At 73.8% G+C, this 26826-nt stretch carries 26 protein-coding genes and 2 pseudogenes; 18 read left to right on the top strand and 10 right to left on the bottom strand.

The window, feature by feature from the left end; all coding sequences use genetic code 11:
• Positions 1 to 2: 2 nt before the first annotated feature.
• Positions 3 to 1184, bottom strand: coding sequence for an FUSC family protein (locus ACLQ2W_RS22405; protein ID WP_425788308.1), 1182 nt, complete (start codon positions 1182 to 1184; stop codon positions 3 to 5).
• 200 nt (positions 1185 to 1384) lie between these two features.
• Between ACLQ2W_RS22405 and ACLQ2W_RS22400 the strand changes: the two genes are divergently transcribed.
• The gene (locus ACLQ2W_RS22400) at positions 1385 to 2656 is read left to right on the top strand and encodes an MFS transporter (RefSeq protein ID WP_425788306.1); all 1272 of its coding nucleotides are present in this window, start codon (positions 1385 to 1387) and stop codon (positions 2654 to 2656) included.
• Here ACLQ2W_RS22400 and ACLQ2W_RS22395 read toward each other — a convergent pair.
• Positions 2628 to 3686, bottom strand: a complete 1059-nt coding sequence (locus tag ACLQ2W_RS22395; RefSeq protein WP_425788304.1) for a Gfo/Idh/MocA family oxidoreductase — start codon at positions 3684 to 3686, stop codon at positions 2628 to 2630. The two genes, ACLQ2W_RS22400 and ACLQ2W_RS22395, sit on opposite strands and share 29 nt — an antisense overlap.
• Before the next feature lie 81 nt (positions 3687 to 3767).
• On the opposite strand from ACLQ2W_RS22395, the gene ACLQ2W_RS22390 reads away from it, so the two are divergent.
• A complete protein-coding gene (locus ACLQ2W_RS22390) occupies positions 3768 to 4991 on the top strand; it encodes a lycopene cyclase family protein (RefSeq protein ID WP_425788302.1) in 1224 nt (407 codons plus the stop codon).
• Here the strand turns inward: ACLQ2W_RS22390 and ACLQ2W_RS22385 are convergent.
• The gene (locus tag ACLQ2W_RS22385) at positions 4929 to 6056 is read right to left on the bottom strand and encodes a serine hydrolase domain-containing protein (RefSeq protein WP_425788300.1); all 1128 of its coding nucleotides are present in this window, start codon (positions 6054 to 6056) and stop codon (positions 4929 to 4931) included. The genes ACLQ2W_RS22390 and ACLQ2W_RS22385 overlap by 63 nt on opposite strands.
• Positions 5996 to 6565, bottom strand: a complete 570-nt coding sequence (locus ACLQ2W_RS22380) for a tyrosine-protein phosphatase (RefSeq protein ID WP_425788298.1) — start codon at positions 6563 to 6565, stop codon at positions 5996 to 5998. Before ACLQ2W_RS22380 ends, ACLQ2W_RS22385 begins: the two co-directional genes overlap by 61 nt.
• A gap of 104 nt (positions 6566 to 6669) precedes the next feature.
• On the opposite strand from ACLQ2W_RS22380, the gene rnhA reads away from it, so the two are divergent.
• Positions 6670 to 7236, top strand: a complete 567-nt coding sequence (gene rnhA, locus ACLQ2W_RS22375; RefSeq protein ID WP_107158032.1) for a ribonuclease HI — start codon at positions 6670 to 6672, stop codon at positions 7234 to 7236.
• Here rnhA and ACLQ2W_RS22370 read toward each other — a convergent pair.
• The 3 genes from ACLQ2W_RS22370 to ACLQ2W_RS22360 all read right to left on the bottom strand — a co-directional run bounded on the left by ACLQ2W_RS22370 (position 7155) and on the right by ACLQ2W_RS22360 (position 8682).
• Positions 7155 to 7415 carry a hypothetical protein gene (locus ACLQ2W_RS22370; RefSeq protein WP_107158031.1) on the bottom strand — a complete coding sequence of 87 codons (261 nt, stop codon included), beginning with the start codon at positions 7413 to 7415 and terminating at the stop codon, positions 7155 to 7157. The genes rnhA and ACLQ2W_RS22370 overlap by 82 nt on opposite strands.
• A gap of 36 nt (positions 7416 to 7451) precedes the next feature.
• Positions 7452 to 7688, bottom strand: coding sequence for a preprotein translocase YidC (locus ACLQ2W_RS22365; RefSeq protein ID WP_281941412.1), 237 nt, complete (start codon positions 7686 to 7688; stop codon positions 7452 to 7454).
• A gap of 127 nt (positions 7689 to 7815) precedes the next feature.
• Positions 7816 to 8682: a pentapeptide repeat-containing protein gene (locus ACLQ2W_RS22360; RefSeq protein ID WP_425788295.1), complete on the bottom strand. Its 867-nt coding sequence runs from the start codon at positions 8680 to 8682 to the stop codon at positions 7816 to 7818.
• Positions 8683 to 9080: 398 nt separating this feature from the next.
• On the opposite strand from ACLQ2W_RS22360, the gene ACLQ2W_RS22355 reads away from it, so the two are divergent.
• From ACLQ2W_RS22355 to ACLQ2W_RS22335, 5 genes are read left to right on the top strand one after another with little or no spacing between them, the layout of a single operon-like run.
• Positions 9081 to 10100 carry an ABC transporter permease gene (locus tag ACLQ2W_RS22355; RefSeq protein WP_425788293.1) on the top strand — a complete coding sequence of 340 codons (1020 nt, stop codon included), beginning with the start codon at positions 9081 to 9083 and terminating at the stop codon, positions 10098 to 10100.
• 60 nt (positions 10101 to 10160) lie between these two features.
• Positions 10161 to 11906 carry an ABC transporter substrate-binding protein gene (locus ACLQ2W_RS22350; protein WP_425788291.1) on the top strand — a complete coding sequence of 582 codons (1746 nt, stop codon included), beginning with the start codon at positions 10161 to 10163 and terminating at the stop codon, positions 11904 to 11906.
• Positions 11907 to 11964: 58 nt separating this feature from the next.
• Positions 11965 to 12954 carry an ABC transporter permease gene (locus tag ACLQ2W_RS22345; protein ID WP_425788289.1) on the top strand — a complete coding sequence of 330 codons (990 nt, stop codon included), beginning with the start codon at positions 11965 to 11967 and terminating at the stop codon, positions 12952 to 12954.
• A 15-nt stretch (positions 12955 to 12969) separates the two neighbouring features.
• Complete coding sequence (locus ACLQ2W_RS22340) at positions 12970 to 14016, top strand: ABC transporter ATP-binding protein (RefSeq protein ID WP_425788287.1); 1047 nt, start codon at positions 12970 to 12972, stop codon at positions 14014 to 14016.
• Positions 14013 to 15023 carry an ABC transporter ATP-binding protein gene (locus ACLQ2W_RS22335; RefSeq protein ID WP_425788285.1) on the top strand — a complete coding sequence of 337 codons (1011 nt, stop codon included), beginning with the start codon at positions 14013 to 14015 and terminating at the stop codon, positions 15021 to 15023. The genes ACLQ2W_RS22340 and ACLQ2W_RS22335 overlap by 4 nt, the downstream gene beginning before the upstream one ends.
• A 161-nt stretch (positions 15024 to 15184) precedes the next feature.
• Here ACLQ2W_RS22335 and ACLQ2W_RS22330 read toward each other — a convergent pair whose 3' ends face one another.
• Complete coding sequence (locus tag ACLQ2W_RS22330) at positions 15185 to 16180, bottom strand: helix-turn-helix transcriptional regulator (RefSeq protein WP_425788283.1); 996 nt, start codon at positions 16178 to 16180, stop codon at positions 15185 to 15187.
• Between the two features lie 44 nt (positions 16181 to 16224).
• Here ACLQ2W_RS22330 and ACLQ2W_RS22325 point away from each other — a divergent pair, with 44 nt between their 5' ends.
• Both ACLQ2W_RS22325 and ACLQ2W_RS22320 read left to right on the top strand, forming a co-directional pair.
• On the top strand, positions 16225 to 16701 hold the full coding sequence (locus ACLQ2W_RS22325) for a hypothetical protein (RefSeq protein ID WP_425788281.1): 477 nt from the start codon (positions 16225 to 16227) through the stop codon (positions 16699 to 16701).
• Positions 16701 to 17156: a hypothetical protein gene (locus ACLQ2W_RS22320; RefSeq protein WP_425788279.1), complete on the top strand. Its 456-nt coding sequence runs from the start codon at positions 16701 to 16703 to the stop codon at positions 17154 to 17156. Before ACLQ2W_RS22325 ends, ACLQ2W_RS22320 begins: the two co-directional genes overlap by 1 nt.
• 13 nt (positions 17157 to 17169) lie before the next feature.
• Here the strand turns inward: ACLQ2W_RS22320 and ACLQ2W_RS22315 are convergent, their stop codons facing one another.
• Positions 17170 to 17838 carry a TetR/AcrR family transcriptional regulator gene (locus tag ACLQ2W_RS22315; protein WP_425788277.1) on the bottom strand — a complete coding sequence of 223 codons (669 nt, stop codon included), beginning with the start codon at positions 17836 to 17838 and terminating at the stop codon, positions 17170 to 17172.
• 112 nt (positions 17839 to 17950) lie between these two features.
• Here ACLQ2W_RS22315 and ACLQ2W_RS22310 point away from each other — a divergent pair, with 112 nt between their 5' ends.
• From ACLQ2W_RS22310 to ACLQ2W_RS22280, 7 genes and pseudogenes are all read left to right on the top strand, one after another.
• Positions 17951 to 19450, top strand: coding sequence for a flavin-containing monooxygenase (locus ACLQ2W_RS22310; RefSeq protein ID WP_425788275.1), 1500 nt, complete (start codon positions 17951 to 17953; stop codon positions 19448 to 19450).
• Positions 19443 to 20327, top strand: a pseudogene (locus ACLQ2W_RS22305) (SDR family NAD(P)-dependent oxidoreductase); the annotation flags it as partial. The gene ACLQ2W_RS22310 and the pseudogene ACLQ2W_RS22305, both read left to right, overlap by 8 nt.
• A 161-nt stretch (positions 20328 to 20488) precedes the next feature.
• Positions 20489 to 21340 (top strand): alpha/beta fold hydrolase, encoded by an 852-nt coding sequence (locus ACLQ2W_RS22300; protein WP_425788273.1) that lies wholly within the window; start codon positions 20489 to 20491, stop codon positions 21338 to 21340.
• 79 nt (positions 21341 to 21419) lie between these two features.
• Positions 21420 to 22073, top strand: a complete 654-nt coding sequence (locus ACLQ2W_RS22295; protein ID WP_425788271.1) for a GntR family transcriptional regulator — start codon at positions 21420 to 21422, stop codon at positions 22071 to 22073.
• On the top strand, positions 22070 to 23347 hold the full coding sequence (locus ACLQ2W_RS22290) for an MFS transporter (RefSeq protein ID WP_425788269.1): 1278 nt from the start codon (positions 22070 to 22072) through the stop codon (positions 23345 to 23347). The genes ACLQ2W_RS22295 and ACLQ2W_RS22290 overlap by 4 nt, the downstream gene beginning before the upstream one ends.
• 122 nt (positions 23348 to 23469) lie before the next feature.
• Positions 23470 to 24558: an S-(hydroxymethyl)mycothiol dehydrogenase gene (locus ACLQ2W_RS22285; protein WP_425788267.1), complete on the top strand. Its 1089-nt coding sequence runs from the start codon at positions 23470 to 23472 to the stop codon at positions 24556 to 24558.
• Positions 24555 to 25184 carry an MBL fold metallo-hydrolase gene (locus ACLQ2W_RS22280; protein ID WP_425788265.1) on the top strand — a complete coding sequence of 210 codons (630 nt, stop codon included), beginning with the start codon at positions 24555 to 24557 and terminating at the stop codon, positions 25182 to 25184. Before ACLQ2W_RS22285 ends, ACLQ2W_RS22280 begins: the two co-directional genes overlap by 4 nt.
• Positions 25185 to 25309: 125 nt before the next feature.
• Here the strand turns inward: ACLQ2W_RS22280 and ACLQ2W_RS22275 are convergent, their stop codons facing one another.
• Positions 25310 to 26149, bottom strand: a complete 840-nt coding sequence (locus ACLQ2W_RS22275; protein ID WP_425788263.1) for an MEDS domain-containing protein — start codon at positions 26147 to 26149, stop codon at positions 25310 to 25312.
• A gap of 344 nt (positions 26150 to 26493) precedes the next feature.
• On the opposite strand from ACLQ2W_RS22275, the pseudogene ACLQ2W_RS22270 reads away from it, so the two are divergent.
• Positions 26494 to 26826, top strand: a pseudogene (locus ACLQ2W_RS22270) (hypothetical protein); the annotation flags it as partial.

Here is a 26826-nt window from a genome sequence, read left to right as displayed (position 1 = left end):
TGTCATGCCGCCACTGTCGTCGGCGCCGTCCCGGGGTCGGCGCGAGGCGCCGGCGGGCCGTCGGCGCCCGGCGGGGTGGGTGACTCCGGCAGGCCGAGGGCCTCGTCGACCCGGCCGAGGACCGGGTCGTCGGTGCCGACCGCGCGCAGCAGGTCGATGGCGGTGGCCCGGATCTGCCCGATGATCATGATGAGGGGCAGGGGCGGCTGGGACTCGAACAACTGCGCGGCGATCCGGACCGCCTCCAGGGCGGCGGCGTCGGCCCGTTCGGCGCACTCGGTCGCGTCCTCGTCGCCGGTCAGGCTGTGCACCATGGCCTCGCCGGCGGCGCGGAGCGCGTCGGCGAGTTCGTTCATCGCCAGGGCCAGTTCGGGTGGGGTGGCGGTGTGCAGCCGGGTCAGGTGCACCCCGGCGCGGGCCAGTACCCGGATGTTGCGCGCGGCGTAGTCGAGTTGCCGGGTGGTGGCCTCGACCTCCCGGACCTGGCCGATGTGCCGGCGGCGGCGGACCCGAAGTTGCAACGTCTCACCGGTGGCCGCCACCGCCTCGCGCAGCCGATCCACGCAGTCGTCCACCTGGCGGGCCCGCTCCAGCGCCGCCCGGGCGGCGTCCTCGTCGCACCGGCGCAGCGCGTCGTTGATCCGGTCGAGCAGGTCGGCCAGGTCGGTGAAGGTCTGCCGGGCCTCGGCCACCAGCGGCGCGAGCGGGTCCCGGGCGACGATCAACTGGCTGGCCGCGATCGCCACCGCGCCGCCGATCAGCGCGTCGACGAACCGGAACGGCATCAGGCTGCCCTTCGGCGCGGCCACCACGACCAGGTACAACGCCGAGACGGCGGCCTGCACGGTCAGCGTGGTGCTCGCGCCGAGCACCACCATCAGCCCGAGGGTGCAGCCCAGGACCAGGAACACGGTGGTGGTGGTCGGGCCGAGGGCCTGCACGACGACGTCGGCCACCAGGATGCCGGCGGCCACCCCGAGCAGGATCTCGATGGTCTGCCGCAGTCGCTTGCCCCGGGTCTCGCCGAGCACCACGAGCGCGGCGGACGGGGCGAAGAACGGATCGGGGTGGCCGATCACCCGGGCGGCGAGGACCCAGGCGACGGTGGCGGCCACGGTCGCCTCGACCACCGACACCCAGTCCCGGCGTACCCGCCCGGCGGCGGCCCGCACCCAGTTCCGCATGTTCGTACCTCACCTTGGTCGCACCGGTCGGGTTCACCGGGCCGGCCCGGTCGTCGCCCGCAGGTACCCCGACCGGCCCGCGTCCTAACGAGAGCACGCCCACGTGTGAGGTGGGGCCCCGTCTCTACTGGAGGCGTCAACAGGGGGCCCGGCCTTAAACCGCTCGGCGGGGCGGCCCGTCGCTGGTAGCTTGCCGCTTCGTGACGGGGGAACGGCTGGACGGGCGCTTCGCCCGCCTGTGGGCCGCGAGCACGCTGTCGGCGTTGGGCAGCGGCACGGCCACGGTGGCTGCTCCGCTGTACGTGGCGGCGCGGACCGACGATCCGCTGGTGGTCTCCGCGGGCGCGGCGGTGTCGTGGTTGCCGTGGCTGCTGTTCGCGTTGCCCGGCGGGGTGCTGGCCGACCGGGTGGACCGGCGCCGGCTGATGGTGCTCATCGACTGGGTACGCGTCGGCGCGCTTGTCGCGTTGGCCGCGGCGATGCTGGCGGGTCGGGCCGGGGTGGCGCTGCTCTACGTGGTGTTGTTCGTGGTGAACACCGGTGAGGTGGTGTTCCGCACCGCGGCGCAGGCGGTGCTGCCGGCGGTGGTGCCGCGGGCCCGGCTGGAGCGGGCGAACGGGTGGTTGAGCGGCGGCACCCAGGTGATGCAGAACATGGTCGCCGGCCCGCTCGGTGGTTTCCTGTTCGTGTTGGCGGCGGCCGTGCCGTTCGCGTTGAACGCCGGCACGTACGCGCTCAGCGCCGTGTTGGTGGGTCTGCTCGCCGGTTCGTACCGGGGCGCGCCGGCGGCGGCCGGGGCGCGTTCGGTGCGGGCGGAGGTGGCGGAGGGGTTCCGTTGGTTGTCGTCGCAGCGGCTGCTGCGGACCATGGCGCTGCTGATCGGGTTGCTGAACGTCACGCTGACTGCCGCGGTCGCGGTGCTGGTGTTGCTGGCGACCGAGCGGCTCGGCCTCGGCCCGGTCGGGTACGGCGTGTTGTTCACCTGCATGGCGGTCGGCGGGCTGCTCGGTTCGGTGGTCGGCGACCGGTTGATCGCCGCGCTGACCGCCACCTGGACGGTGCGGGTGGGTCTGCTGGTGGAGGCCGGTCTGCACCTGGCGTTGGCGGCGTCGCGCAGCGCGGCGGTGGTCGGGTTCGCGTTGTTCGCGTTCGGCGTGCACAGCGCGTTGTGGAACATCGTGGCGAACTCGCTGCGGCAGCGGCTCACCCCGCCGGCGTTGATGGGGCGGGTGGGCAGCACGACGTTGTTCCTCGCGGCGGGTGGCAACTGTGTCGGCGCGTTGCTGGGTGGCGTGGTGGCGGCCCGGTTCGGGATCACCGCCCCGTACTGGGTGGGGTTCGTGGTGGCGGTGGTGGTGATCGCCGCGACGTGGCGGGTGTTCGACCGGGCGACGGTGGCCGCCGCGTACGCCGAGCCGGCCCCGGCGGCGCCCGGGCCGGCGGTCAGCGCAGCGGGGGGACCGGCAGCGTGAGGCCCTGCGCGGCGGCCTCGTGCGCCAGCTCGATCAGTTCGACCACGGCGACCGCGTCGGCCGGGTCGACGGGCATCGGTGTGCCGTCGCGCAGCGCGGTCGCCACCTGGGCGTAGAAGTCCGGGTAGCGGCCCGGTTCGGTGGGTACGGCCCGCAGGTCGTCGTCGGCGCCGAGCCGCCCGTACCGTTGCGGGTCGATCTCGCCCCAGCCGGGTTCGTCGGGTCGCCGGCCGGCGCGCAGCGCCGCCTCCTGCGGGTCGAGGCCCCAGCTCGTGTAGGCGGCCCGGTCGCCGAGCACCCGGAAGCGGGGGCCGGGCTGCGCGGTGACCGCGCCCGTCCAGAGGTGCGAGCGCACGCCGCCGGTGTGGGTGAGCGCGACGAACGCGTCGTCGTCCACCTCGGCGCCGGGCCGCCGCCGGTCCACCTCGGCGTAGACGTGTTCCACCGGCCCGAACAGGTGGACCGCCTGGTCGATGAGGTGGGCGCCGAGGTCGAACAGCGCGCCGCCGGCGTCGTCGGGCGCGCCGCTCTCCCGCCAGCCCGGTTTGATCGTCGGCCGCCACCGTTCGAACCGTGACTCGAACCGGGTGACCCGGCCCAGTTCGCCGGCCTCGACCAGTCGGCACACGGTGCGGTAGTCGCCGTCCCAGCGTCGGTTCTGGAACACGGTGAGCGGCACGCAGGCGGTTTCGGCGTCGGCCAGCAGCGCCCGGCCCTGCGCGCCGGTCGGGGCGAGCGGCTTGTCCACCACGACCGGTAGCCCGGCGGCCACCGCGGCCCGGGCCAGTGGCACGTGCTGCCGGTTCGGCGCGGCCACCACCACCAGGTCGAGCTGGTCGGCGGCCCGCCACAGGTGGTCCGCGTCGTCGACGACCCGGGCGTCGGGGTGGTCGGCCTGGGCCTGCGCGCGGCGCTGCCGGTCGCGGGTCACCACCGCGTCCAGCCGCAGGCCGGGAGTGGTGGCGATGAGCGGGGCGTGGAAGACCCGCCCGGCCGTGCCGTACCCGAGCAGTCCCACCCGCAGCGTCATGCCGCCGAATCTACGCGGCGCGGCGGCGCCGGGCGGCGGGGTCCCCGGCGGCGCTGCCCGCCGGTGTGACAGCGTGGGCGGATGCCCGCATCCTCCCCGGTCGACGTCGACCTCGCGCTGGTCGGCGGCGGCGGTGCCGCGTCGCTGGTCCTGGCCGCCCTGGACCGGCACGGGGTGACCGGCGTGCGGGTCGCGGTGGTCGACCCGGTCCGCAAGCGGGGCCAGGACCGCACCTGGGCGTTCTGGGGCACGCCGGGCGGTGACCTGGAGCCGCTGTTGAGCGCGAGCTGGTCGCGGGTGGAGGTGGTCACCGCGGCGGGCCGCCGCGTCCTGCCGCTGGCACCGCTGCGGTACGCCATGGTCCGCTCCGCCCCGGTCTACGACCGGGCTGCCGAGGCGGAGCGGCGGCTGGACGCGGTCCGGATCGCCGCGCCGGCGGGGGAGCTGCGTGACGACGGGGAGCGGGTCACCGTGTGCGACCCGTCGGGGCGGGCGTTGGTGCGCGCCGGTTGGGTGTTGGACTCCCGGCCGCGCCCGCCGTCGCGGCCGGGGCGGACGAGTTGGTTGCAGCACTTCCGGGGCTGGTGGTTGGCGGCGGAGCGGCCGACGTTCGACCCGGGTCGGGCGGTGCTGATGGACTTCCGCACGCCGCAGCCGGCCCGCGGGGTGTCGTTCGGGTACGTGTTGCCGGTCGACGAGCGGTTCGCGCTTGTCGAGTACACCGAGTTCGGGCCGGCGGTGCTCGACGACGCCGGCTACGACGCGGCGTTGCGCGGCTACGCCGGGCTGCTGGGGCTGGATCTGGGCGCGTTGCGGGTGCGGGAGGTGGAGAACGGGGTGATCCCGATGACGGACGGTCCGTTCGTGGTTCGGCCGAGCCGCCGGGTGGTGCGGTTGGGCACCGCCGGCGGGGCGACGCGCCCGTCCACCGGGTTCACGTTCTCCGCGATGCTGCGCCAGGCCGACCAGGTGGCCCGGGCGGTGGCGGCGGGCCGGCCGCCGGTGCCGGCGCCTGCGTACCCGGGTCGGCACCGGTGGATGGACGCGGTGGCGTTGCGCGCGCTGGACCGCGGGCACGTGGCCGGGGTGGAGTTCTTCGACCGGCTGTTCGACCGCAACCCGGCGGAGCGGGTGCTGCGGTTCCTCGACGGCGTGACCACGCCGGCCGAGGATCTGGCGGTGATGCGGTCCAGCCCGCTGCTGCCGATGACCGGCGCGGTGCTCGGCGACGCCGCCGGGCGGTTACGCGCCCGTCTGCGCCCCGCTCAGGGTCTCGGTGACCCGGTCGCGCACCAGCGCTCGTAGCCGTTCCATCGGGTCGCCGTCGCCGGCGCCGAGCCGGTTGCGGACCGCCGCCACGGTCAAGCCCAGTTCCGGGTACGCGAACGCGAGGCTGCCGCCGCTGCCGGCGGTGCCGAACGAGCCGTCGTCGTCGACCGCGTAGCCGAGCCCGAACGTGCTCTCCTGCCCGAACACCCACTCCTGGGCGCGGACGGCCGGTGCGGACACCGCGCGCAGCCGCTCGGCGGAGATCAGTCGGACGCCGTCGACGGGGCCGAGCAGCGCCGCGTACATCCGGGCGACCGCGCGGGCGCTCATGGTGCCGACCGAGGGCACGTCGGCGCGCAGCACGTCGGGGTCGCTGCCGGTCGTGGTGTCCGGGCGGACCGCGGGCGGGGCCACCGCGTCGAAGTGCGGCAGGTGCGCACCGGCCCAGGTCATCAGCGCGGACAGGCCGGCGTCCTCCAGCCGGGCCAGCCGGGGCAGCTCCGCGTCGGGTACGCCGAGGAACAGTTCCCGGGTCACGCCGAGCGGCCCGGCCACCTCCTCGGCGAGCACCTGGGAGACCGGTCTGCCGGTGACCCGGCGGACCACCTCGCCGAGCAGCCAGCCCCACGTCCACGCGTGGTACGCCAGCCGCTCGCCGGGGGCCCACAGTGGTGTCGCGTCGGCGAGCAGGTCGCACATCCGGGACCAGTCGGTGAAGTCGGCGGGGGTGACGTCGGCGGGCAGCGCGGGCAGGCCGGCGGTGTGGGTGAGCACGTGTCGCAGCGTGATGCCGTCCTTGCCGTGCCGGGCGAACTCGGGCCACACCCGGGCCAGGGGCAGGTCCTCGTCGAGCCGGCCCTGTTCGGCCAGCACGTGCACCACGGTGGCGGTGAGGCCCTTGCCGGTGGAGACCGCGTGCACCGGCGTGTCGGCGGTCATCGGCCGGCCGGTGGTCGTGTCAGCGAGCCCGGCCTGCTCCTCGACGATCGGCGCGCCGTCGAGGTACGCGGCCACCTGCACGCCGGCCTCCCGCCCGGAGGTCACGAGGTCGTCGAGCGCGGTGCGTACCTCGGCCCGCAGGCCGTCCCAGCGATTGTCCACGATGAGCGAGCCTGCCAGAGCGTCGCGTCGCCGTCGTGCGGTTTTTCGTCGTCGGTGAGCAGCCGGGCGCGCAGCGCGGCGATACTCGGCGACCAGCCGCCCGGTGGCGTGTTCGGTGCGCGCGAAGTGATCACCTCCACCGCCCGGCGCAGCTCGACCACGCCGTCCTCGGCCACCTCGGCGTACCGGTCGGCCAGGTAGCGCCACGGGTCCACGTCGGGGTCGATGTCGGCCTGGACGTAGGTGCGGTGCTCGATGCTCAGGTTGTGCCAGGTGACGCCGAGGCTCTCCGGTGCCCGGCCGCGGTCGGCGATCTCCCACGGGTAACGCAGGTCGATCACGGTGCGGACGCCGAGCGCCGCGAACCGGGCCAGGTCGTCGCCGGCGAGTTTGGCCAGGGAGTCGGAGCGGTAGAGCCGGCCGCGGGCCACGGTGCGACCGTTGTCGGTACGCCAGCCGCCGAGGTCTCGGAAGTTGCACAGGGTGCTGAACTCCAGGGGTGCGGTCATGGCTCCGCACGCTAGTCGGGCGACCCGCCGCGGGTGGTCCCGCCGGGCCCCGGGCGCGCGGGTCGGGCGGTCGGGTCGGGCGGCGTACCGGGTAGGTTGCCGGCATGGTGGAGGCGGAGAGCGGCCGGGTCGTGGAGATCTGGACCGACGGCGCGTGCAGCGGCAACCCCGGGCCGGGCGGCTGGGGCGCGCTGCTGCGTTGGGGCGGGCACGAGCGGGAGCTGTGCGGCGGCGAGGCCACGCCGACGACCAACAACCGGATGGAGCTGACCGCCGCGATCCGGGCGTTGGAGAGCCTGACCCGGCCGGTCACGGTGCGGCTGCACACCGACAGCACCTACGTGCGTAACGGCATCACCGGCTGGGTGGACGGGTGGAAGCGCAACGGGTGGCGCACCGCCGCGAAACAGCCGGTGAAGAACGCCGACCTGTGGCAGCGGCTGGAGGCCGCCTGCGCGCGCCACGACGTCACCTGGCTGTGGGTGAAGGGCCACAACGGGCACCCGGAGAACGAACGCGCCGACGCGCTGGCCAACCGGGGGATGACCGAGGCGCGGGCGGCCGGCGCACCGGCCGCCCCGCGCGCGGCTCAGCGCAGCGGCCGGCCCTCCTCGATCTCTTCCGGCTCGTCGGCCGGGTCGCCGGTGCCGGAGACCGCGTCGACGTCGTAGCCGGCGCGGCTCGTGTCCTGCGCCGAGCGGCGGTCCTCGGCGGGCAGGTCGGCGAAGTCGTCGCCGGTGTCGTTGGTGGTGTGCAGGGATTCGCCCGGCGGGCGTAGGGACGCCTCGTAGGCGGTGGCGCCGTCGGGTTCGTCGCCGGCGGCGCGGCCGAAGGACTCTTCACTGGTCATGTCGCACTCCTGCCCGCCCGCGGTGACGGTAAACGTTCAGCGGGCCGCGTCGGGGTGGGTCGGCATCGACGAGCCGCCCGAGCTGCTGCCGGACGCTCCGCCGGCCATCCCGGACCCGTCGTCCTCGGTCACCTCGTCCGGCGCCGGCGTGTCCGGGGCGGGGGCCGGCACGTCCGTGTCCGCCGCCACCTGCACCAGGCGGGCCTGGCCGGCGGCGTCCTCGGCGTGCGCCGGGTCGACGGGTTCCTCGCCGTCGCGTGCCCGATACCCCATCGTTGCGCCTCCCGTTCGCGTCGACCCGTGCCGCCGCCTACCCGCCCCACCCCCACCAAAACCCCCACCCCGGTGATCAAGGAGTTCGCGTCGGCGGCGCGTGCGCCCGGTGACCCGAACTCCTTGATCACCGAAAGCGGCGGCGGGATCGAGGGGTGGGGGTGGGGAGCGGGGTGGGGGACCAGTGGGTGGGGCGGTGCCGGCCGGCGGGCAGGAGCGTGCGGTGGTCGCCGCGGGCGGCGTCGAGTTGGGACTGGTGCACGAACAGGCACCCGCTCAGGTCGGTGCCGCGCAGATCCGCCCCGCGCAGGTCGGCGCCGGTCAGGTCGGCGGCGCCGAGCCGTACGCCGCGCAGGTCCGCGCCGATCAGCGTGGCGCCGCGCAGGTTCGCCCCGGCCAGTGCGGCGCGGCGCAGGTCGACGCCGATCAGCGTCGCGCCCCGCCGGTCGGGGCCGGCGCGGCCGGCCCGGGCCCGCTCGCCGGCGCTCGACAGCAGCCGGTTGACCCGGCCCCGGTGGGCGTCGACGTCGACGGCGAGCAGGTCGTCGGGCGTGCCGTCGGTGAGCCGGCCCGTCTCGTCGAGCGTCGCGACCAGGTCGTCGCGCAGCGGGCCGGGTGGGGTGATCCGCACCGCCTCGGTCAGGTACCACAGCAGCTCGTGCAACGGCCGCAACACGGCGAACGTGTCGAACATCCGCCGCGCGGTGACCGGATCGGTCCGCCAGTCGCGGCCGGCGAACGTGCCCTGGGTGAGGTGCTGGCCGGCGCCGAAACAGTCGAACACGGTGCACCCGGGGAACCCGCGTTCGCGCAGCTCGGAGTGGATGCCGCAGCGGGAGTCGGCGCGCAGGTTCGGGCAGGGCTGCCCGGCCGGTTTGTCGACGGCGAAGTCGGCCGAGGCGGCGAACGCCGGCGCGACGCAGCAGACCCCGGCGCAGCGCGCGCAGTCCGCCCGCAGCTCCCGGCCCACACCCGCGTCCGACCCTCCGGTCATCGCCACGCCCTCCCCGAATCCCCCGCTCCGCCCGCGCCCATTGTCCGCCCACCCCCATCCGCCCGGACCGACCCCCTCGTGATCACGACCGTGGGGGGTGGCGAACCGGACGGCGGGCACCGCCACGGTTATGACCGGCGCCGGCCGGGGCGCGGAATGGCTGAACGGGTGACAACCGTGGCCGTGATCCGTGGCAACGCATTGCAGAGTCAGCGGCACGAATGGCTGAACGGTTGACAACCGGATAGCGCCGTTATTGCGCCGATGCATTCCGTACGCCGGATCGTTGTTGATGTCCGACAACCGGAACGGCCGTTACCGTAACGATTCTTTTCCCCGTTCCCAGACGCTTTACCGTCAGGTGGCAGGGACGTTTTCCGCCCACCGGGAGGATCCTCATGAGCGACCTTTCCCATCCGCCGTCGGTGGCCACACCCGTCGACCCGGCCGCTCCGGAACCGGTGGCCGGAACCGTCGCCGGTCGCCCGGAGATCGTCGGCCGATCCCCCAACCAGCTCGCCTGGCTGCGGCTGAAGCGGGACCGCACGGCCCGGGCCAGCGCCGTGACGCTGGCCGTCGCCGCCGTGGTCGCGCTCGGCGCGCCGCTGCTGGGCCACCTCACCGGAATCGATCCCACGGACAAGTTCGTCGACCGGCTCAACGATTTCGGAATGCCGATCGGCTATGCCGGCGGGATCAACGCCGACCATTGGCTCGGGTTGGAACCCGGCAGTGGCCGCGACATCGCGCTGCAGTTGGTGTACGGGCTGCGTACGTCGCTGTTCATCGCGTTCGCCTCGGCGCTGCTGGCCTCGGTCATCGGAGTCGCGGTCGGGGTGTTGGCCGGCTGGGCCCGGGGCTGGTTGGACAGCGTCGTCAACTGGCTGGTCGACCTCACGCTGGCGTTCCCGTTCCTCATCTTCGCGCTCGCGGTGATCCCGATCCTCCAGGACCGCTTCTACTCCGACCGGGAGTCCCCGTCGCCGGCGTTCCGGGTGGCCCTGATCGTCGCCACCTTCGGGCTGTTCAGCTGGACGTACACCGCGCGGCTGGTCCGCGGGCAGGTGATCTCGCTGCGGGAGCGGGAGTTCGTCGAGGCGGCCCGCGCCGCCGGCGCCGGCACCGGGCACATCCTGCTGCGGCAGCTCCTGCCGAACATCTGGGCGCCGATCCTGGTCACCGTCTCGCTGATGGTGCCCCAGTTCATCGCCATCGAGGCGGCGCTGGCCTTCGTCAACATCGGCGTCACCGAACCCACGCCCGACCTCGGCCGCATGATCTTCAACAGCATCGGCTACGTCGCGAGCGACCCCTGGTACACCCTGTTCCCCGGGTTGACGATCTTCCTGCTGGTCCTGGCGTTCAACCTGCTCGGTGACGCGCTGCGCGACTCGCTGGATCCCCGCTCCACCCGGTAGTCCCACCCGGCCACCACATGCCCGGCCGGCGGGGGCCGCCGGGCAGGAAGGGAGCACTCCGTGCGTACCCGAACCCGGACACTGACCGGCGTCCTCGCCGCTGCGGCGCTGGTCGCCGCCGGTTGCAGCCCCACCACCGACGGCGGTGACGGCGCGGACCAGCAGACCAAGACCCAGAGCGGCTCGATCTCCTACCAGGCCGCCGACAACCAGGGCCCGGCGAAACCCGTCGACGGCGCCGCCCGGGGCGGCACGCTGACCGTCATGCAGCCGGCCGACTTCGAACACCTCGACCCGGCCCGCAACTACGTCAACACGCAACAGGTGACCGGTGGGCAGCTCTACCGGGCGCTCAACGGCTACAAGGAGGACGGCAGCGGCAAGCTGCTGCTCGTCGGCGACCTGGCGACCAGCCCCGGCAAGGACGTCAACGACGACTGCAAGGTCTGGGAGTTCACCCTCCGCGACGGCGTCAAGTACGAGGACGGCTCGGCGGTGACCAGCAAGGACGTCGCCCACGGCATCGCCCGGTCGTTCGCGCCGGCGCTCAACGAAGGCCCGCACTACATCCAGCAGTGGCTCTACCCGGGCGGCACCTACAACGCGAGCTACCAGGGACCGTACGACGGGGGCCGGCCGATGCCCGACGGCGTCGAGACCCCCGACGACAGGACGATCCGGTTCACGTTCCCGCAGCCGCACTGCGACCTGCCGTACGCCGCCGCGCTGCCCACCAGCGCGCCGGTGCCGGCCGCCAAGGACACCCGGGCCAACTACGACCTGCGGCCGTTCTCGTCCGGCCCGTACCGGGTGAAGTCCTATCAGCGGGACGTGGCGCTGGAGTTGGAACGCAACCCGCACTGGGACGCGGCGACCGACCCGATCCGCAACGCGTACCCGGACGCGATCCGGGTGACGTTCGGGCTGGAGCAGGCCCAGATCTCCGAACGGCTGGTCGCCGACGGACCCGCCGACCAGACGGCGCTGAGCTGGGCCGACGTGCCGCCGTCGGTGCTGCCCCGCACCACCGGCTCCGGCGTCGCCGACCGGGTGGTCAAGGGCCCCACCCAGTACACCTGGGTGCTCAGCATCAACACCCAGCGGGTCACCGACCTGGCCGTCCGGCGGGCGCTCAACTACGCCGTGGACAAGGACGCGCTGCTCAAGGTGCTCGGCGGGCAGGCCGCCGGCTCCCCGGCGACCACGCTGATGTCACCGACCACCGCCGGCTTCCAGAAGTACGACCTGTTCAACGCGCCGGTCACCGGCGACCGGGCGAAGGTCGCCGAGCTGTTGGCCGGCAAGCGTCCCAAGCTGGTGCTCGCCCACTCCAACCTGGAGCTGCGCACCCAGCAGGCCGAGGCGTTGCGCAAGAACCTCACCGACATGGGCTTCGACATCGTGATGAAGCCGATCGACAACAGCAGCTACTACGACGAGATCGGCCGCCGGAACAACCCGTACGACATCTACCTCAGCGGCTGGGGCTCGGACTTTCCCTCCGGCTCGACGATCATCCCGCCGGTCTACGACGGCCGGGAGATCGTGGCCGAGGGCAACCAGAACCTGTCGTACCTGAACGAGCCGTCGATCGGCGCGGAGATCGACCGGGTCCGCAGCCGGCCCGCCGCCGAGCAGGACGCCGGCTGGATGGCCCTCGACCGCACCATCATGCAGGAGTACGCCCCGGTCGTGCCCTGCTACTACGACGCCACCTACGAACTGCACGGCTCCAAGGTCGGCAACGCCTTCCTCAGCGACGCGTTCGGCATCATCTCGCTCAACGGGATCCACGTGAAGCAGTGACCGTCGGCGGGGGCGGCCACGCCGGTCGCCCCCGCCCCACCCGGGGGAGGTGTTTCCCGTGCTCCGTTTCGTGCTCCGGCGACTGCTCGTCGCCGTCCTGACCCTGGTCGTCGTCAGCCTGGTCACGTTCGGTCTGTTCTTCGCGGTGCCGAGCAGCCCGGCGAAGGTGATGTGCGGCAAGAACTGCACCGCCGCGGACATCGCCCAGGTCGAACAGCGGCTCGGCATCGACCGGCCGCTGCCCCGCCAGTACGCCGACTTCGTCCACGGCGTCTTCGCCGGCCGCAGCTACGGCGAGGGCGACTTCCGGCAGGACTGCCCGGCGCCCTGCCTGGGCTTCTCGTTCCGCATCAACCAGCCGGTCACCGAGATCGTCGTCCAGCGTGCCCCGGTGACGTTCAGCATCGTCCTCGGCGGCGCCGTGCTCTGGCTGGCCCTCGGCATCTCGCTGGGCATGGTGTCGGCGCTGCGGCGCGGCACCGCGTTCGACCGGGCCGCCATCGGCATCACCCTCGCCGGGGCGTCCATGCAGGTCTACTTCTTCGGCCTGATCCTGCTCTACCTGCTCGTCTACTCCACCGGGCTGCTGCCGTTCCCCAGCTACACCCCGCTGACCGAGAACCCGGTCCGCTGGGCGGCCGGACTGATCCTGCCCTGGATGACGTTGGGTTTCCTCAACTCGGCGCTCTACGCGCGCCTGTCCCGCGCGCAGATGCTGGAGACGCTGTCGGAGGACTTCGTCCGTACCGCCCGGGCGAAGGGACTGTCGGCGCGGCAGGTGCACACCCGGCACGCGCTACGCGCGGCCATCACCCCGATCGTCACCATCGCCGGGCTGGACATCGGCACCAGCCTCGGCGGCACCTTCATCACCGAGACCATCTTCGGCCTCCAGGGCCTCGGCAAGGCCACCGTGGAGGCGGTGCAGTTCCTCAACCTGCCGGTGGTGATGGCGACCGTGCTGCTGGCGGCCGTGTTCATCGTGGTCGCCAACATCGTCGTCGACGTGCTGTACGCGGTGATCGATCCGCGCGTCCGGTTGAGCTGAGCGGGAGGAGTCGACATGGTCGAGCATCGGATGCCGCAGGACCCGTACCTGCGCGTCACGGATCTGCGGGTGCGGTTCGACACCGAGGACGGTGTGGTCAAGGCCGTGGACGGGGTGTCGTTCACCGTGGAGCGGGGTCGCACGCTCGGGATCGTGGGGGAGTCCGGTTCCGGCAAGAGCGTGACCTCGCTGGCGATCCTGGGTCTGCACAACGCGAGGCGGACCGTCATCTCCGGGGAGATCTCGGTGGGCGGGCGTCAGCTTGTCGGCCTGCCCGATGAGGAGGTGCGGCGGCTGCGGGGTCGGGACATGGCGATGATCTTCCAGGATCCGCTGTCGGCGCTGCATCCGTACTACTCGGTGGGGCGACAGATCGCGGAGGCGTACCGGGTGCATCACCCGAGGGCCGGGAGGCGGGAGGCCCGCAGCCGGGCCGTGGACATGTTGGACCGGGTCGGCATTCCGCAGCCGGCCAAGCGGTTCGCGCAGTTTCCGCACGAGTTCTCCGGTGGGATGCGGCAGCGGGCGATGATCGCGATGGCGCTGGTCAACGACCCGGATCTGCTGATCGCGGACGAGCCGACGACGGCATTGGACGTGACGGTGCAGGCGCAGATCCTGGATCTTCTCGCGGATCTCCAGGCGGAGTTCCGATCGGCGATCGTGTTGATCAGCCACGATCTGGGTGTGGTGTCGCAGGTGGCTGATGACGTCCTGGTGATGTACGGGGGGCGGGCCGTGGAGCACGGCAGCGTGGCGCGGGTGTTGCGGACGCCGCAGCATCCGTACACCTGGGGGTTGTTGTCGAGTGTGCCGTCGTTGCACGGCGACGCGGACGCGGACCTGGTGCCGATCCCGGGCAATCCGCCGTCGTTGATCAATCTGCCGTCGGGGTGTGCGTTCCATCCCCGCTGCCGGTGGGCCGACGACCGTTCCCGCCTTGAGGTGCCCGGGTTGCGGGACGCCGGTGAGTCGGGGCATCTGGTCGCCTGTCATCTGTCGGCGGGGGACCGGGAGCGGATCTACCGCGACGAGATCGTCCGGGTGGGGGTGGCCCGATGAGCGTCGAGACCGAGCCGCTGTTGTCGGTGCGGGGGCTGACCAAGCATTTCCCGGTGCGCGACGGGCTGCGTGGCAGGGGGGCGGTGCGGGCGGTCGACGGCCTGGACTTCGACGTGCGGCCGGGCGAGACGCTCGGTCTGGTGGGGGAGTCCGGCTGTGGGAAGACCACGACGGGGCGGATGTTGGTGCGCCTGCTGGACCCCACCAGCGGGTCGATCACGTTCGCCGGTCGGGACATCACCCACGCCGGTCGTCGGGATCTGCGTGACCTTCGGCAGGATTTGCAGATCATCTTCCAGGACCCGTACGCGTCGTTGAACCCGCGGCACACCGTCGGGCGGATCGTGGCGATGCCGTTGCAGGTCAACAACATCACCCCACCCGGCGGGGTCAAGCGGCGGGTGCAGGAGTTGCTGGAGCTGGTCGGGCTCAACCCCGAGCACTACAACAGGTATCCGCACGAGTTCTCCGGCGGGCAACGTCAACGCGTCGGCATCGCCCGCGCCCTCGCGCTGAAACCGAAGCTGATCGTCGCCGACGAGCCGGTCTCCGCCCTCGACGTCTCCATCCAGGCACAGGTCATCAACCTGCTACGCGGCCTGCAACGCGACCTGGACCTGGCGTTCGTGTTCATCGCCCACGACCTCGCCGTGATCCGTCACTTCTGCCACCGCGTCGCGGTCATGTACCTCGGCAGAATCGTCGAGATCGGCGACCGGAACGCCATCTACACCCGACCGCAGCACCCCTACACCCGGGCGTTGCTGTCGGCCATCCCGGACGTCACCACGCTCGGCCCCGCCGGCCGGATCCGTCTCACCGGCGATGTCCCCACCCCCCTCAACCCACCATCGGGCTGCCGCTTCCGCACCCGCTGCTGGAAAGCCACCGACCGCTGCGCCACCGAGACACCCGCACTGACCACCCGCGACGGCGGCACCCAACTCACCGCCTGCCACCACCCGGAGAGCGGCCCGATCACCGTCTCGACCGACGAGGGCACCTGACATGCAACGATGACGCGGACAGGCAGCCGGGACGGGGGTGACGCGGCTCGTCCGTCTGAACGGCACGCCCGAGATCGGCAAGTCCACCCTGCTTCGGGGACCAAGGTCGATCAAGGAGTTCGGGTCGAGGTCGGTCTCGACCCCGGACGCGAACTCCTTGGTCAACGGGCGGCCGGAGCGGGGGCGGCCGGGGAGTAGATGGCGGCCAGCGCGGCGGCGGTCCCGGCCAGGCGGGCGCGCAGGTCGGCGGGGGAGAGGACCTCCACGTCGGCGCCGAGCCGCAGCAGGTCACCGTGCGCGTGGGTGAGCGACTCGATGGGAATCACGGCCCGCACCCAGCCCGCCGCGTCGGGCGGGCCGGCGCTCGCCTCGACGGCGCCGACCACCACGTCGCTGCCGATCTCGCGCAACCGCTCCCGCCCGCGCGGGGAGAGCCGGATGTGGGCCTCCTCCCGGTGCAGCCCGGCCCGGAACGCGACCACGTGCGCCCGCCACCATTCCGGCAGGTCGAACTCCGGGCGCTCGAACGGCTCGTCCAGCGGGTCGAGGTCGAGGATCTGGTTGATCCGGTAGGTGGCCGGCCCGGCACGATCCGGGCGGGCCGCGACCACGTACCAGCGGCCACCCTTGAGCACCAGGCCGTACGGCTCCAGCACCCGGGTCACCTCCGCGCGCCAACTCCGGTAGCGGACCCGGATCCGGTGTTCCCGCCACACCGCCTCGGCCACGGCGGCCAGGTGCGGCGACGGGTCCCCGTCGGAGTACCAGCCCGGGGTGTCCAGGTGGAACCGTTGCTCCAGTCGGGCGGCCCGGTCGGCCAGCGGGGCGGGAAGCGCGGCCCGCAGCTTGAGCTGCACGGCCGCTGCGACCGACTGGTAGCCCAGCTCGGCGGCCGGCCCGGGAAGCCCGGCGAAGAGCAGCCGGTCGGCCTCCTCGGCGGTGAGCCCGGTCAGCCGGGTCCGCCAGCCGTCGACGAGCCGGTAGCCGCCGGCGTGCCCGGCCTCGCCGTACAGCGGGATGCCGGCCGCGTGCAGCGCCTCGACGTCCCGGTAGACGGTGCGCGCCGACACGTCGAGCCGGGTGGCCAGGTCGGCGGCGGTGAGCCGGCCGTGCGCCTGGAGCAGCAACAGGATGGACAGGAGTCGACTGGCCCGCATTCCGCTGACACTAGCTGTCAGGGAAGTGGCCCTACCGTCCGCGCATGGCCTTCCACGACAAGGAGCTGACCGTGCCGGGGACCGTCGAGGTCGCCGGCCGGCACGTCAAGCGCTACCACATCGACCAGCCCGAACGCCGTCTCGAACCGGAGGTGGTCACCGCCGCGTACGCGTACCTGCCGGCGCTGCTGCCCGACCCGGACGGCACCACGCCGCCGGTGAGCTGGACCGTGCTGCACCGGGGCACGGACACCGGGGCGTACCTGCTGGCGTACAGCTGGTTCTTCGACAACGTCGTCGAGTGCCACATCGCGATCGCCGGGCAACCGGCGCTGGCCTGCCCGGACGACGACCCGGCACACTTCGTCGACCTGACGCGGCCCGGCGTCGGCTGCGTCTGGGAACTGGGCGTGCTGGAGCACGAGCGCGCCGCCTGGGTCCGGCACCTGCTCGCGCCGGACGAACCCGATCTGGCCGGCTACCTGGCCGACACCCGCGCCGAAGGGCCGGTGGGACGCTGATGGGCGACTTCGACTTCCTCGTCGGCGCCTGGGACGTGACCAACCGGCGGCTGCGCGAGCGTCATGTGGGCAGCGACGACTGGGACGAGTTCACCGGCGTCAGCGAGGCGCGGTCGTTCTTCGACGGCGCCGGCAGTTTCGACGAGATGCGCTGCCCGAGCCGGGGCTTCTCCGGCTCCACCGTGCGGCTCCTCGACCCGGCGACCGGCCTCTGGTCGATCTACTGGATGAACAGCCGCCGCGGGGTGCTGGAGCTGCCCCCGGTGGTGGGTCGGTTCACCGACGGCGTCGGCACGTTCCACGCCGACGACTCCGACGAGGGACGGCCGGTGCGCTGCCGGTTCCTCTGGTCGGCGATCACCCCCGCCTCCTGCCGCTGGGAGCAGGCGTTCTCCACCGACGGCGAACGCACCTGGGAAACCAACTGGATCATGGAGTTCGCCCGGCGGCGCTAGCGCACGCGGCGGCTCAGGCCGGCCCGACCGGGGGCGTGGTGGTGCGGTAGATCGCGGTCAGCCAGACGTCGAGCAGCACGTCGACCACGTCCCGCTCGGCCACCGCCGGGCCGTCGCCGGCGAACGTCGCGTACCAGACCCGCTCGTTCATCGAGTTCAACGCGATGGCCAGGTCCCGGGCGGGCAGCCCGTCCGGGGCCGCGCCGCGGGCGCGTTCCATCTCGATCGCGGCCTGCACCGCGCGGACCCAGCGTTCCAGCACCTCGGCCCAGAGCCGCCGGACCTCGGCGTTGGTGCCGCGCACCTGGGCGCAGGCGAGCACCACGTCGCGGTGGCCGCCGAAGGTGGCGTGGAACCGGGCGATCAGCTCCCGCCACCGGGCGCGCGGATCCTCGGCGAGCCGGTCCAGCACGTCGCCGGCGGCGGCGTCGGCCTCCTCGGTGACCCGGTCGAGCAGGGTGAGCAGCACCGCGTCCTTGGACGGGAAGTAGAAGTAAAACGTGGGCCGGGAGATGCCGGCGCCCCGCGCCAGGTCGTCGATGGAGATGTCGCCGAACGCGCGCTCCCGCAGCAGCCGCTCGGCGGTGGCCAGGATCGCCACCTCCCGGTCGTCGCCGGTGGAGCGGCCGGCCCGCCGCCCACGGTTCGGCGTGGTGCCGGTCGGCGTCCGGGCGGTGGTCATGTCGGCCGATGCTACACCCGCTCGACACCCTGTCGATCGGACTCGACAGGGTGTTGACCGGGGTCCGGGGCGGTGGATAGGGTCCGGTCACCGCGGGAGAACGGGAGAAGCCATGGCCTCCGACCACGTCGACGTTCTCATCGTCGGCGCCGGCCTGTCCGGCATCGGCGCCGCCGTCCACCTGGGACGCGAGTGCCCCGGCAAGACCTATGCGGTGCTGGAGGCCCGGGGCGCCATCGGCGGCACCTGGGACCTGTTCCGCTACCCGGGCGTCCGCTCCGACTCGGACATGTACACGCTCGGCTACTCGTTCAAGCCGTGGACCGACCCGAAGGCGATCGCCGACGGTGAGTCGATCCGCCGGTACGTCCGGCAGACCGCCCGCGAGCACGACGTGGAACGGCACATCCGCTTCCACCACCGGGTCACCCGCGCCGAGTGGGACAGCGCCACCGCCCGCTGGACCGTGCACGCCCGCCGCGACGACACCGGCGAGGACACCACGATCACCTGCGGCTTCCTGTTCACCAACTCCGGTTACTACCGCTACGACGAGGGCTACACGCCCCGGCTGCCGGGCGTCGAGCGGTACGCCGGCACGCTGGTGCACCCGCAGCACTGGCCGGAGCGGCTCGACTTCGCCGGCAAGCGGGTGGTGGTGATCGGCAGCGGAGCCACCGCGGTGACCCTGGTCCCGGCCATGGCCGAGCGGGCCGCCCACGTCACCATGCTCCAGCGCTCCCCGACGTACGTCATCGCGCTGCCGTCGCGCGACAGGTTCGCCGAGGCCGCGCGGCGCTGGCTGCCCCCGCGCACCGCGTACGCGGTGGCGCGCGGGAAGAACGTCGCGCTGGGAGTGGCGAACTTCCAGCTCAGCCGCCGGGCGCCCGGCCTGGTGAAGCGGTTCCTGCGCCGCGCCGCGAAGGGTCGACTGCCGGTCGGGTACGACGTCGACAGGCACTTCTCGCCCCGCTACGACCCCTGGGACCAGCGGCTGTGCGTGGTGCCGGACGGCGACCTGTTCACCGCGCTGGCCGAGGGCCGGGCCTCGGTGGTCACCGACACCATCGACACGTTCACCGAGCGCGGCCTGCGGCTCACCTCCGGCGACGAGTTGCCGGCCGACATCGTGGTCACCGCCACCGGCCTCAACCTGCTGGCGCTCGGCGGCATGACGCTGACCGTCGACGGCGTCGACGTCGACCTCGCCGCCACCATCGCCTACAAGGGCATGATGCTCTCCGGCGTGCCGAACTTCGCCATGACGATCGGCTACACCAACGCGTCCTGGACGCTGAAGGCCGACCTGGTCGCCACGTACGTCTGCCGGCTGCTGCGCCACCTCGACGACACCGGCCAGCAGATCGTCACCCCGCTCGCCCCGGACACCGACGATCTCGTGCCGATCATCGACCTCCGGTCCGGGTACGTGCTGCGCGCGGTCGACCAGTTGCCGAAGCAGGGCCCGCGCGCGCCGTGGCGGCTGCACCAGAACTATCCTCGCGACGTACGCCTGATGCGGCACGGGCCGCTGACCGACGGCGTCCGGTTCGCCCGTGCCGGCGCGCCGGCCACCGCGGCCGTGGCCGCCCCCGGAGGTACCGATGCGTGATCTCGACTTTCCCGGTGGCACCGCGGTCGTCACCGGCGCGGCCAGCGGCATCGGCGCGGCGCTGGCCGACGGCCTGGCGCGGCGCGGCGCGGACCTGGTCCTGCTCGACCGGGACGCCGACGGGCTGGCCGCGGTGGTCGCGTCGATCCGGGCCCGGCACCTGGACCGGGAGATCCACACCTACGTGGTCGACCTCGCCGACGCCGAGGCCACCGACCGGGTCGCCGCCGAGATCCACCACGCGCATCCCCGGATCCGGTTGCTGATCAACAACGCCGGCGTCGCGTTGGGCGGCCGGTTCGATGAGGTCACGCTGGACGAGTTCCTCTGGGTCATCGAGATCAACTTCCGGGCCGTGGTGCGGCTGACCCACGCGCTGCTGCCCTCGCTCAAGGCGGAGCCGGGCTCCCACCTGGTGAACGTGTCCAGCCTCTTCGGTCTCATCGCCCCGGCCGGGCAGACCGCGTACGCGGCCAGCAAGTTCGCCGTGCGCGGGTTCACCGAGGCGCTGCGGCACGAGCTGGTCGACGACGGGATCGGCGTCACCTCGGTGCACCCGGGCGGCATCCGGACCCGCATCGTCGCCAGCGCGCGGGTGGGCAGCGGCGTCTGCCTGGAGGAGTACGCGGTCGGCCGCCGGCAGTTCGAGAAGCTGTTGACCATCGACCCGGCCGTCGCCGCCGAGGTCATCCTGCGCGGCGCGCAGCGGCGGCGCGGCCGGGTGCTGATCGGCTGGTCGGCCAAGCTGCCCGACCTGCTCGGTCGCCTCGCCCCCGCCGGGTACGGCCGGGTGCTGGCCCTGGGCATGCGCCCGCGACCCGCCCGGGTGCCCGCGCCCCGACCCGCACCGACCGCCCCGCCGGTCGGTGCGGATGACGCGCCCGTGCCGACCGGTGCCTCCGACGCGGCCGGGTCAACCGTTGCCGGTGGTGCGCCTGTGCCGAACGGTCCGGCCGACGCCGCCGGGTCGAGCGGTGCCACCGACGCCGCCGGGTCGGTCCCCGACGGCGCGGTCGGGCGGGAGTCGGGACGCCTGGCGTGACGGTCGGGCTGCCACCGGCCGACGAGCACACCGTGGCCGGTCTGCCGATGCGCTGCCGGACCACCGGCGACGGGCCGCCGGTGGTGCTGTTGCACGGCATCGGCCGTACCCTCGACGACTTCACCGCGCTGCACGCCGCGCTGGCCCGCGACCACCGTGTGCTCGCCGTGGACCTGCCCGGCCACGGCGGCTCCGCGCCGCTGCCCGGACCGCACACGCTGCCCGCCCTGGCCGGCGCGGTCGCCGGGTTCCTCGACGCCGCCGGGGTCACCGGCCCGGCCCAACTGGTCGGCAACTCACTCGGCGGGGCGGTGGCCATGCGCCTGGCCGCCGACGCGCCGCACCTCCCGGCCGGCCTGGCACTGCTCAACAGCGCCGGCTTCGGCCGGGAGGTGACCGTGGCGCTGCGGCTGCTGGCGGTGCCCCCGCTGGCGCGGCTGCTGCTGCGCCCGCACCCGGCGATCGCCCGCCGCACCGAGCGCGCCATCTTCGTCGACCCGGCCCACGTCACCGAGGAGCGGATCGCCACCGCGCTCGCGGTGGCCCGGCAGCCGCACGCGGCCCGGGTGATGCGGGAGCTGGTCCGCGACCTGGGGACATGGCGCGGGGTACGCCCCGGCTGGCGCGCCGAGCTGCTCGACGCGGTGGCCGCGCTCGACCTGCCCACGCTGCTGGTCTGGGGCGAGCGCGACCTGATCCTGCCGGCCGCGCACCTGGCGTACGCCCGGGCCCGGCTGCCCGGGGCGCGCAGCCACCTGTTCCGCGACACCGGGCACATGCCGCAGATCGAGCGGACCGTCGAGGTGGCGGCGCTGCTGCGCGACTTCTGGGCGTCGCCCGGCGGGTGACGCTCCGGCCCGGCGTGGTCCAGGCCACCATCCCGCACACCGCAGGGGACTACCGAGCGGCCCGGCACATCATAGATACATGACGTATCCCAGCACCGGGACCGGCCTGTCCGCCGCCGAGCGGGCCTACCGCCACCTCAAGCGCGCCGTGCTGGAGCAGATCTACCCGGGCGGCCAACTGGTGAGCGAGGGGGAGATCGCGGAGGCGACCGGGGTGTCACGCACCCCGGTCCGGGAGGCGCTGCTGCGGCTGGAGTCGGAGGGCCTGGTCAAGCTCTACCCGAAACGCGGCGCGCTGATCCGGCCAGTGTCCGCCCGGGAGACCGCCGACGTGATCGAGGCCCGCCGCCTGGTGGAGCTGCACGCCGCCGAGCGGGTGTGGCCGCGCCGTGCCGCGCTCCGCGGGGCGCTGGCCGACCGGCTCGACGAGATGCGCCGGGCGCACGCCGCCGGGGACCTCACCGCCCTGATGGCCGCCGACCGGGCCTTCCACGCGACAGTCGTGGAGGCCGCCGGCAACGAGATCCTGGCCGAGCTGTACCACCGGCTGCGTGACCGGCAACTGCGGATGGGCGAGGCCGGCTTCCGGCTCTCGCCCGGCTGGGCCGAGGTCGCCCTCGCCGAGCACGCCGCCCAGCTCGCCGCGCTCGACGGCGACGACCCGGCGGTGTGGCGCGACGCGGTGGCCGGGCACATCGACTCCGCCGCCGCCATGCTCGGGACGCTCCGGTGACCGTCGCCCGCCGGCCCGCCGCGCTGATCTACGCGGTGGCCGTGACCGCGTACGTGGCCGCCGTGTTCCACCGCAGCTCGCTCGGCGTCACCGGGGTCGACGCGGCGGACCGCTTCGGCATCAACGCCGCCGCGCTGGCCACCTTCTCGGTGGCCCAGCTCGCCGTCTACGCGGCTATGCAGATCCCGGTCGGGGTGCTGCTGGACCGCTACGGGTCACGCCGGCTGCTGCTGGCCGGCGGCGCGCTCATGGTCGCCGGGCAGCTCGTGTTCGCGGTCGCCACCGACGTCCGCCTCGCGGTCGCCGCCCGGGTGCTGGTCGGCCTCGGGGACGCGATGACGTTCATCAGCGTGCTGCGGATCGTGGCGTTCTGGTTCCCGGGTCGGCGCAACCCGCTGCTGGTGCAGCTCACCGGCACCATCGGCCAGCTCGGCGCGGTGCTCGGCGCCGTACCCCTGGTGGCGCTGCTGCACCACGCGGGCTGGGCCCCGGCGTTCCTGACCGCGGCGGCGCTCGGCGGCACCGTGCTGCTGCTGATCCTCGTCGTGGTCCGGGACACCCCGCACGCCGCGCACGTCGCCGCGCCGGCGCCCGGCCCGGCGGCGGTACGCCGGCAGCTCGCCGACGCGTGGGCGCAGCCCGGCACCCGGCTGGGCCTGTGGACACACTTCGTCGCCCAGTTCTCCGGCTCGGTGTTCGCGCTGCTCTGGGGCTACCCGTTCCTGGTGCAGGGGCAGGGCTTCACGCCGACCGCCGCGGCCGGGCTGCTCACCCTGATGACCGTGGTGACGCTGGTCTGCGGCCCGGTGGTCGCGCACCTGTGCGCCCGACACCCGTTCCACCGCTCGGTGCTGGTCTTCGGCATCACCGCCGCCACCGCCGCGGTCTGGGCGGTGGTGCTGCTCTGGCCCGGCCGCGCCCCGCACGCGCTGCTGGTCGCGCTGGTCGTGGTGCTCGCGGTCAACGGCCCCGGCTCGGTGATCGGCTTCGACTACGCCCGGACGTTCAACCCGGTGCACCGCATCGGCAGCGCCACCGGCATCGTCAACGTCGGCGGGTTCGTCGCCTCCATCGTGCTGATTCTGGCCATCGGCGTGGTGCTCGACCTGGCGACCCCGACCGGCCGGGACACCCCGCCGCTGTCCGCGTTCCGGTGGGCGTTCGCGGTGCAGTACCTGCTCTGGACGCTCGGGGCGGTGCAGGTGCTGCGCTACCGCAACGCCGCCCGCCGCCGGTTGGCCGACGGACGGATGCCGGTGGCGGTGCCGGCCTGAGCGGGGGCGACGAGCCGCCGCCGGACAATCCGCCCGGCGGACACGTCAACCGGCGGGCGTCGCGCCGGCGGTCATGATCGGCGGTAGGTTCGGTGGGGGACCGAGAACGAAGGAGAACTGCCGTGAGTCAGGAAGTCCGGGGAGTCGTGTCGCGGCGCAAGGGCGCGCCGGTGGAGGTCACCACCATCGTGGTGCCCGACCCGGGGCCGGGTGAGGCGGTGGTCCGCGTCCAGTCCTGCGGCGTCTGCCACACCGACCTGCACTACCGCGAGGGCGGCATCAACGACGACTACCCGTTCCTGCTCGGTCACGAGGCCGCCGGCGTCGTCGAGCAGGTCGGCGACGGCGTCACCGACGTGGCCCCCGGCGACTTCGTGGTGCTCAACTGGCGGGCCGTGTGCGGGCAGTGCCGGGCCTGCCGGCGCGGCCGTCCCTGGTACTGCTTCGCCACCCACAACGCGGCGCAGAAGATGACGCTCACCGACGGCACCGAGCTGACGCCCGCGCTGGGCATCGGCGCGTTCGCCGAGAAGACGCTGGTGCACGCCGGGCAGTGCACCAAGGTCGACCCGTCCGCGCGGCCCGCCGCCGTCGGCCTGCTCGGCTGCGGCGTCATGGCCGGTCTCGGCGCGGCCATGAACACCGGCAACGTGACCCGGGGCGACTCCGTCGCGGTGATCGGCTGCGGTGGTGTCGGCGACGCGGCGGTGGCCGGCGCGGTGCTGGCCGGCGCGACGACGATCGTCGCGGTCGACACCGACTCCCGCAAGCTCGACTGGGCGCGGAAGTTCGGCGCCACCCACACCGTCAACGCCTCCGAGGACGACCCGGTCGAGGCGATCCGCGCGGTCACCGGCGGGTTCGGCGCCGACGTGGTGATCGACGCGGTCGGCCGCCCGGAGACCTGGAAGCAGGCGTTCTACGCACGCGACCTCGCCGGCACCGTCGTGCTGGTCGGCGTGCCGACCCCGGAGATGACGCTGGAGCTGCCGCTGCTCGACGTGTTCGGTCGCGGTGGCGCGCTCAAGTCGAGCTGGTACGGCGACTGCCTGCCCAGCCGCGACTTCCCGATGCTCACCGAGCTCTACCGTCAGGGGCGGCTCGACCTGGACGCGTTCGTCACCGAGGAGATCGCCCTCGACCAGGTCGAGGACGCGTTCGCCCGGATGCACCACGGCGACGTGCTCCGCTCGGTGGTGGTCTTCCCGTGACCGCGCACGTGGACCACACCGTCACGTCCGGGACGTTCTCGCTGGACGGGCAGACGTTCGACGTCGACAACAACGTGTGGGTGATCGGCGACGACCACGAGTGCGTGGTGGTCGACGCGCCGCACGACGTGGCCGCCATCCGCACGGTGGTCGGCGACCGGCGGGTGCTCGCGGTGCTGGCCACCCACGCCCACGACGACCACGTCCGGGTCGCCCCCGAACTGGCCCGCGTCACCGGGGCGCCGGTGCTGCTGCACCCCGCCGACCGGGTGCTGTGGGACCAGGTCCACCCGGACACGCCGCCGGACGGCGACCTCACCGACGGGCAGACCGTCACCGTCGGCGGCACCACGCTGCGGGTCCTGCACACGCCCGGGCACAGCCCGGGAGCGTGCAGCCTGTACGCCCCGGAACTGGGCGTGGTCTTCACCGGCGACACGCTCTTCGCCGGCGGGCCGGGCGCGACCGGCCGGTCGTACAGCGACTTCGGGCTGATCGTCGAGTCGATCCGCACCCGCCTGCTCACGTTGCCGCCGGAGACGGTGGTGCACACCGGGCACGGCGACGACACCACCGTCGGCGCGGAGGCGCCGCACCTGGACGAGTGGATCGCGCGCGGTCACTGAGCACCCTGCCCGTGCGGCCCTCGGCCTCGACCACCGGCGTGGCCACCGGCTCCTGACCATCGGGTCGTGGCCGGCGGGTGGCCACCGGTGCCGCTCGTCCAGGCGGGCGGCACCGGTGGCGGCGCTCAGGCCGGCACGCGGTCCAACACGCGCAGCAGCCGGTCCAGCGCCGGCTGGCATCCCACCAGCCGGATGCCGGTGCGGCTGGCCCGGCCGGCCCGCGCCAGCTCGGTGGCCGCGCCGGCGTCGGCGAAGCTCAGCTCCGTCAGATCCAGCACCGGGGCCGGGCCGGCCAGGGCGGTCAGCTCATCCAGCAGTGCCACGAACGCGTCCCGGTTGCTGCGGTCCACCTGCCCCACCAGCCGCAACCCGGGCGGATCCCCGGTCCGGTAGGCACGCAGCAGCGGCGACCAGGTGCGCGGCGTGAGCGGCCCGGCGGTGCCCGGGTGGGCCGCGGTGAGCAGGCGGAGCTGCTCGGCGGGGAAGCGTCGGCGGTCGTACAGGCACAGGCCGGCGACCCGGCCGTCGGGAAAGAGCGGGGCCAGCGCCTGCTCGTAGCGTCGCAGCTCGTCCAGGCTGACGCCGGACCGCAGCACCCACGCCATGTCGCCGCTGAGGCGTACCCCCGGGTAGCCCTCGTGCCGGGCCCGGTCGACCTCGCGGCGGACCGTGTCGGCCAGGGCGGCCGGGGTGGGGCGCCCGGCGCCCGGGAACGCGTCCAGGGCGGGCAGGATCCGCAGTTGCCCGGCCGCCACGGCGGTCTCGGTGGGGACCCCGACGGCGTCGACCCGCAGACGGACCGCCTGGGGCGTCGACGTCTCGGTGAAACAGACCACCTTGTGGCCGCGGCGGAGACCGGCTGCCGCGAAGCGACCGACGGCCTCCAGCGCGTCGGTGTCGTCGTCGTGGATCCAGCAGACGTGATCGCCCAGATCGACCTGGTCGACCACGGTCGTAGCAGTCACGGTGCGGGCCTTCCCGATGCGGCGGGGGCCCTCACTCTAACGAAGCGTCCGGCCCGGCGGCACCGGTGATCTGGTTGCCCGCCGCGGCGGGTCGGGTTAGCCTGCTCGTGGACCCGGATGCCGGCGCCAGACGCCGCCCGTCGTCCGTCATCTCCCCTGTGGCCGGTCACCGACCGCCCCCTCCGCCGCTCGGCTGTCCGACCGGCTTCTCCACCGCTCGGCTGTCCGACCGGCCGGCTCCTCCGCCGCGGTGACACCGCCCCGGCCCGCGCCGGGCCGGCCCCGACCCGCGCCGTTCCCCGGTGTCCGCGTCCGCCGACACCACTCCCGACGAAAGGCCACCCATGATCCCCGCACACCGTCCCGTCAGCGGTGTCCTCGACATCGTCGGCGGGCACCACACGCTCCGGGTGGACGGATACCTGCCGTCCACCGCCGACGTCACTCTCAGCGCCGGCCAGGCCCGCCGGTACGGCCTGCGCCGCGGCGACCTGGTCACCGGCACGGTGACCGGCGAGTCCCGCCCGGGCCGGCCGGTCCCGCTGGACCGGCTGGACACCGTCAACGGCGGCGCCGCCCGGGCGACGGCCACCACCACGCCGGGCCCCCGCCCCACCACCACCCAGGGCCGCCCCACGTTGGCGAGCCGGAAGGCGGCCGCGCGCAGCCGGACGAGC

Source organism: Micromonospora sp. DT227 (genome assembly GCF_049841835.1).
GTDB lineage: Bacteria > Actinomycetota > Actinomycetes > Mycobacteriales > Micromonosporaceae > Micromonospora.
The sequence above is the reverse complement of the archived record's forward strand: the minus strand, read 5'-3'. Positions and strand labels throughout refer to the sequence as shown.

Coding starts and splice junctions, on each gene's coding strand:
- ACLQ2W_RS22355 (WP_425788293.1), top strand. CDS start 9,081: ATGAGCGACCTTTCCCATCCGCCGTCGGTGGCCACACCCGTCGACCCG.
- ACLQ2W_RS22325 (WP_425788281.1), top strand. CDS start 16,225: ATGGCCTTCCACGACAAGGAGCTGACCGTGCCGGGGACCGTCGAGGTC.
- ACLQ2W_RS22360 (WP_425788295.1), bottom strand. CDS start 8,682: ATGACCGGAGGGTCGGACGCGGGTGTGGGCCGGGAGCTGCGGGCGGAC.
- ACLQ2W_RS22370 (WP_107158031.1), bottom strand. CDS start 7,415: ATGACCAGTGAAGAGTCCTTCGGCCGCGCCGCCGGCGACGAACCCGAC.
- ACLQ2W_RS22320 (WP_425788279.1), top strand. CDS start 16,701: ATGGGCGACTTCGACTTCCTCGTCGGCGCCTGGGACGTGACCAACCGG.
- ACLQ2W_RS22365 (WP_281941412.1), bottom strand. CDS start 7,688: ATGGGGTATCGGGCACGCGACGGCGAGGAACCCGTCGACCCGGCGCAC.
- ACLQ2W_RS22295 (WP_425788271.1), top strand. CDS start 21,420: ATGACGTATCCCAGCACCGGGACCGGCCTGTCCGCCGCCGAGCGGGCC.
- rnhA (WP_107158032.1), top strand. CDS start 6,670: ATGGTGGAGGCGGAGAGCGGCCGGGTCGTGGAGATCTGGACCGACGGC.
- ACLQ2W_RS22405 (WP_425788308.1), bottom strand. CDS start 1,184: ATGCGGAACTGGGTGCGGGCCGCCGCCGGGCGGGTACGCCGGGACTGG.
- ACLQ2W_RS22340 (WP_425788287.1), top strand. CDS start 12,970: ATGGTCGAGCATCGGATGCCGCAGGACCCGTACCTGCGCGTCACGGAT.
- ACLQ2W_RS22330 (WP_425788283.1), bottom strand. CDS start 16,180: ATGCGGGCCAGTCGACTCCTGTCCATCCTGTTGCTGCTCCAGGCGCAC.
- ACLQ2W_RS22310 (WP_425788275.1), top strand. CDS start 17,951: ATGGCCTCCGACCACGTCGACGTTCTCATCGTCGGCGCCGGCCTGTCC.
- ACLQ2W_RS22315 (WP_425788277.1), bottom strand. CDS start 17,838: ATGACCACCGCCCGGACGCCGACCGGCACCACGCCGAACCGTGGGCGG.
- ACLQ2W_RS22380 (WP_425788298.1), bottom strand. CDS start 6,565: ATGACCGCACCCCTGGAGTTCAGCACCCTGTGCAACTTCCGAGACCTC.
- ACLQ2W_RS22395 (WP_425788304.1), bottom strand. CDS start 3,686: ATGACGCTGCGGGTGGGACTGCTCGGGTACGGCACGGCCGGGCGGGTC.
- ACLQ2W_RS22390 (WP_425788302.1), top strand. CDS start 3,768: ATGCCCGCATCCTCCCCGGTCGACGTCGACCTCGCGCTGGTCGGCGGC.
- ACLQ2W_RS22335 (WP_425788285.1), top strand. CDS start 14,013: ATGAGCGTCGAGACCGAGCCGCTGTTGTCGGTGCGGGGGCTGACCAAG.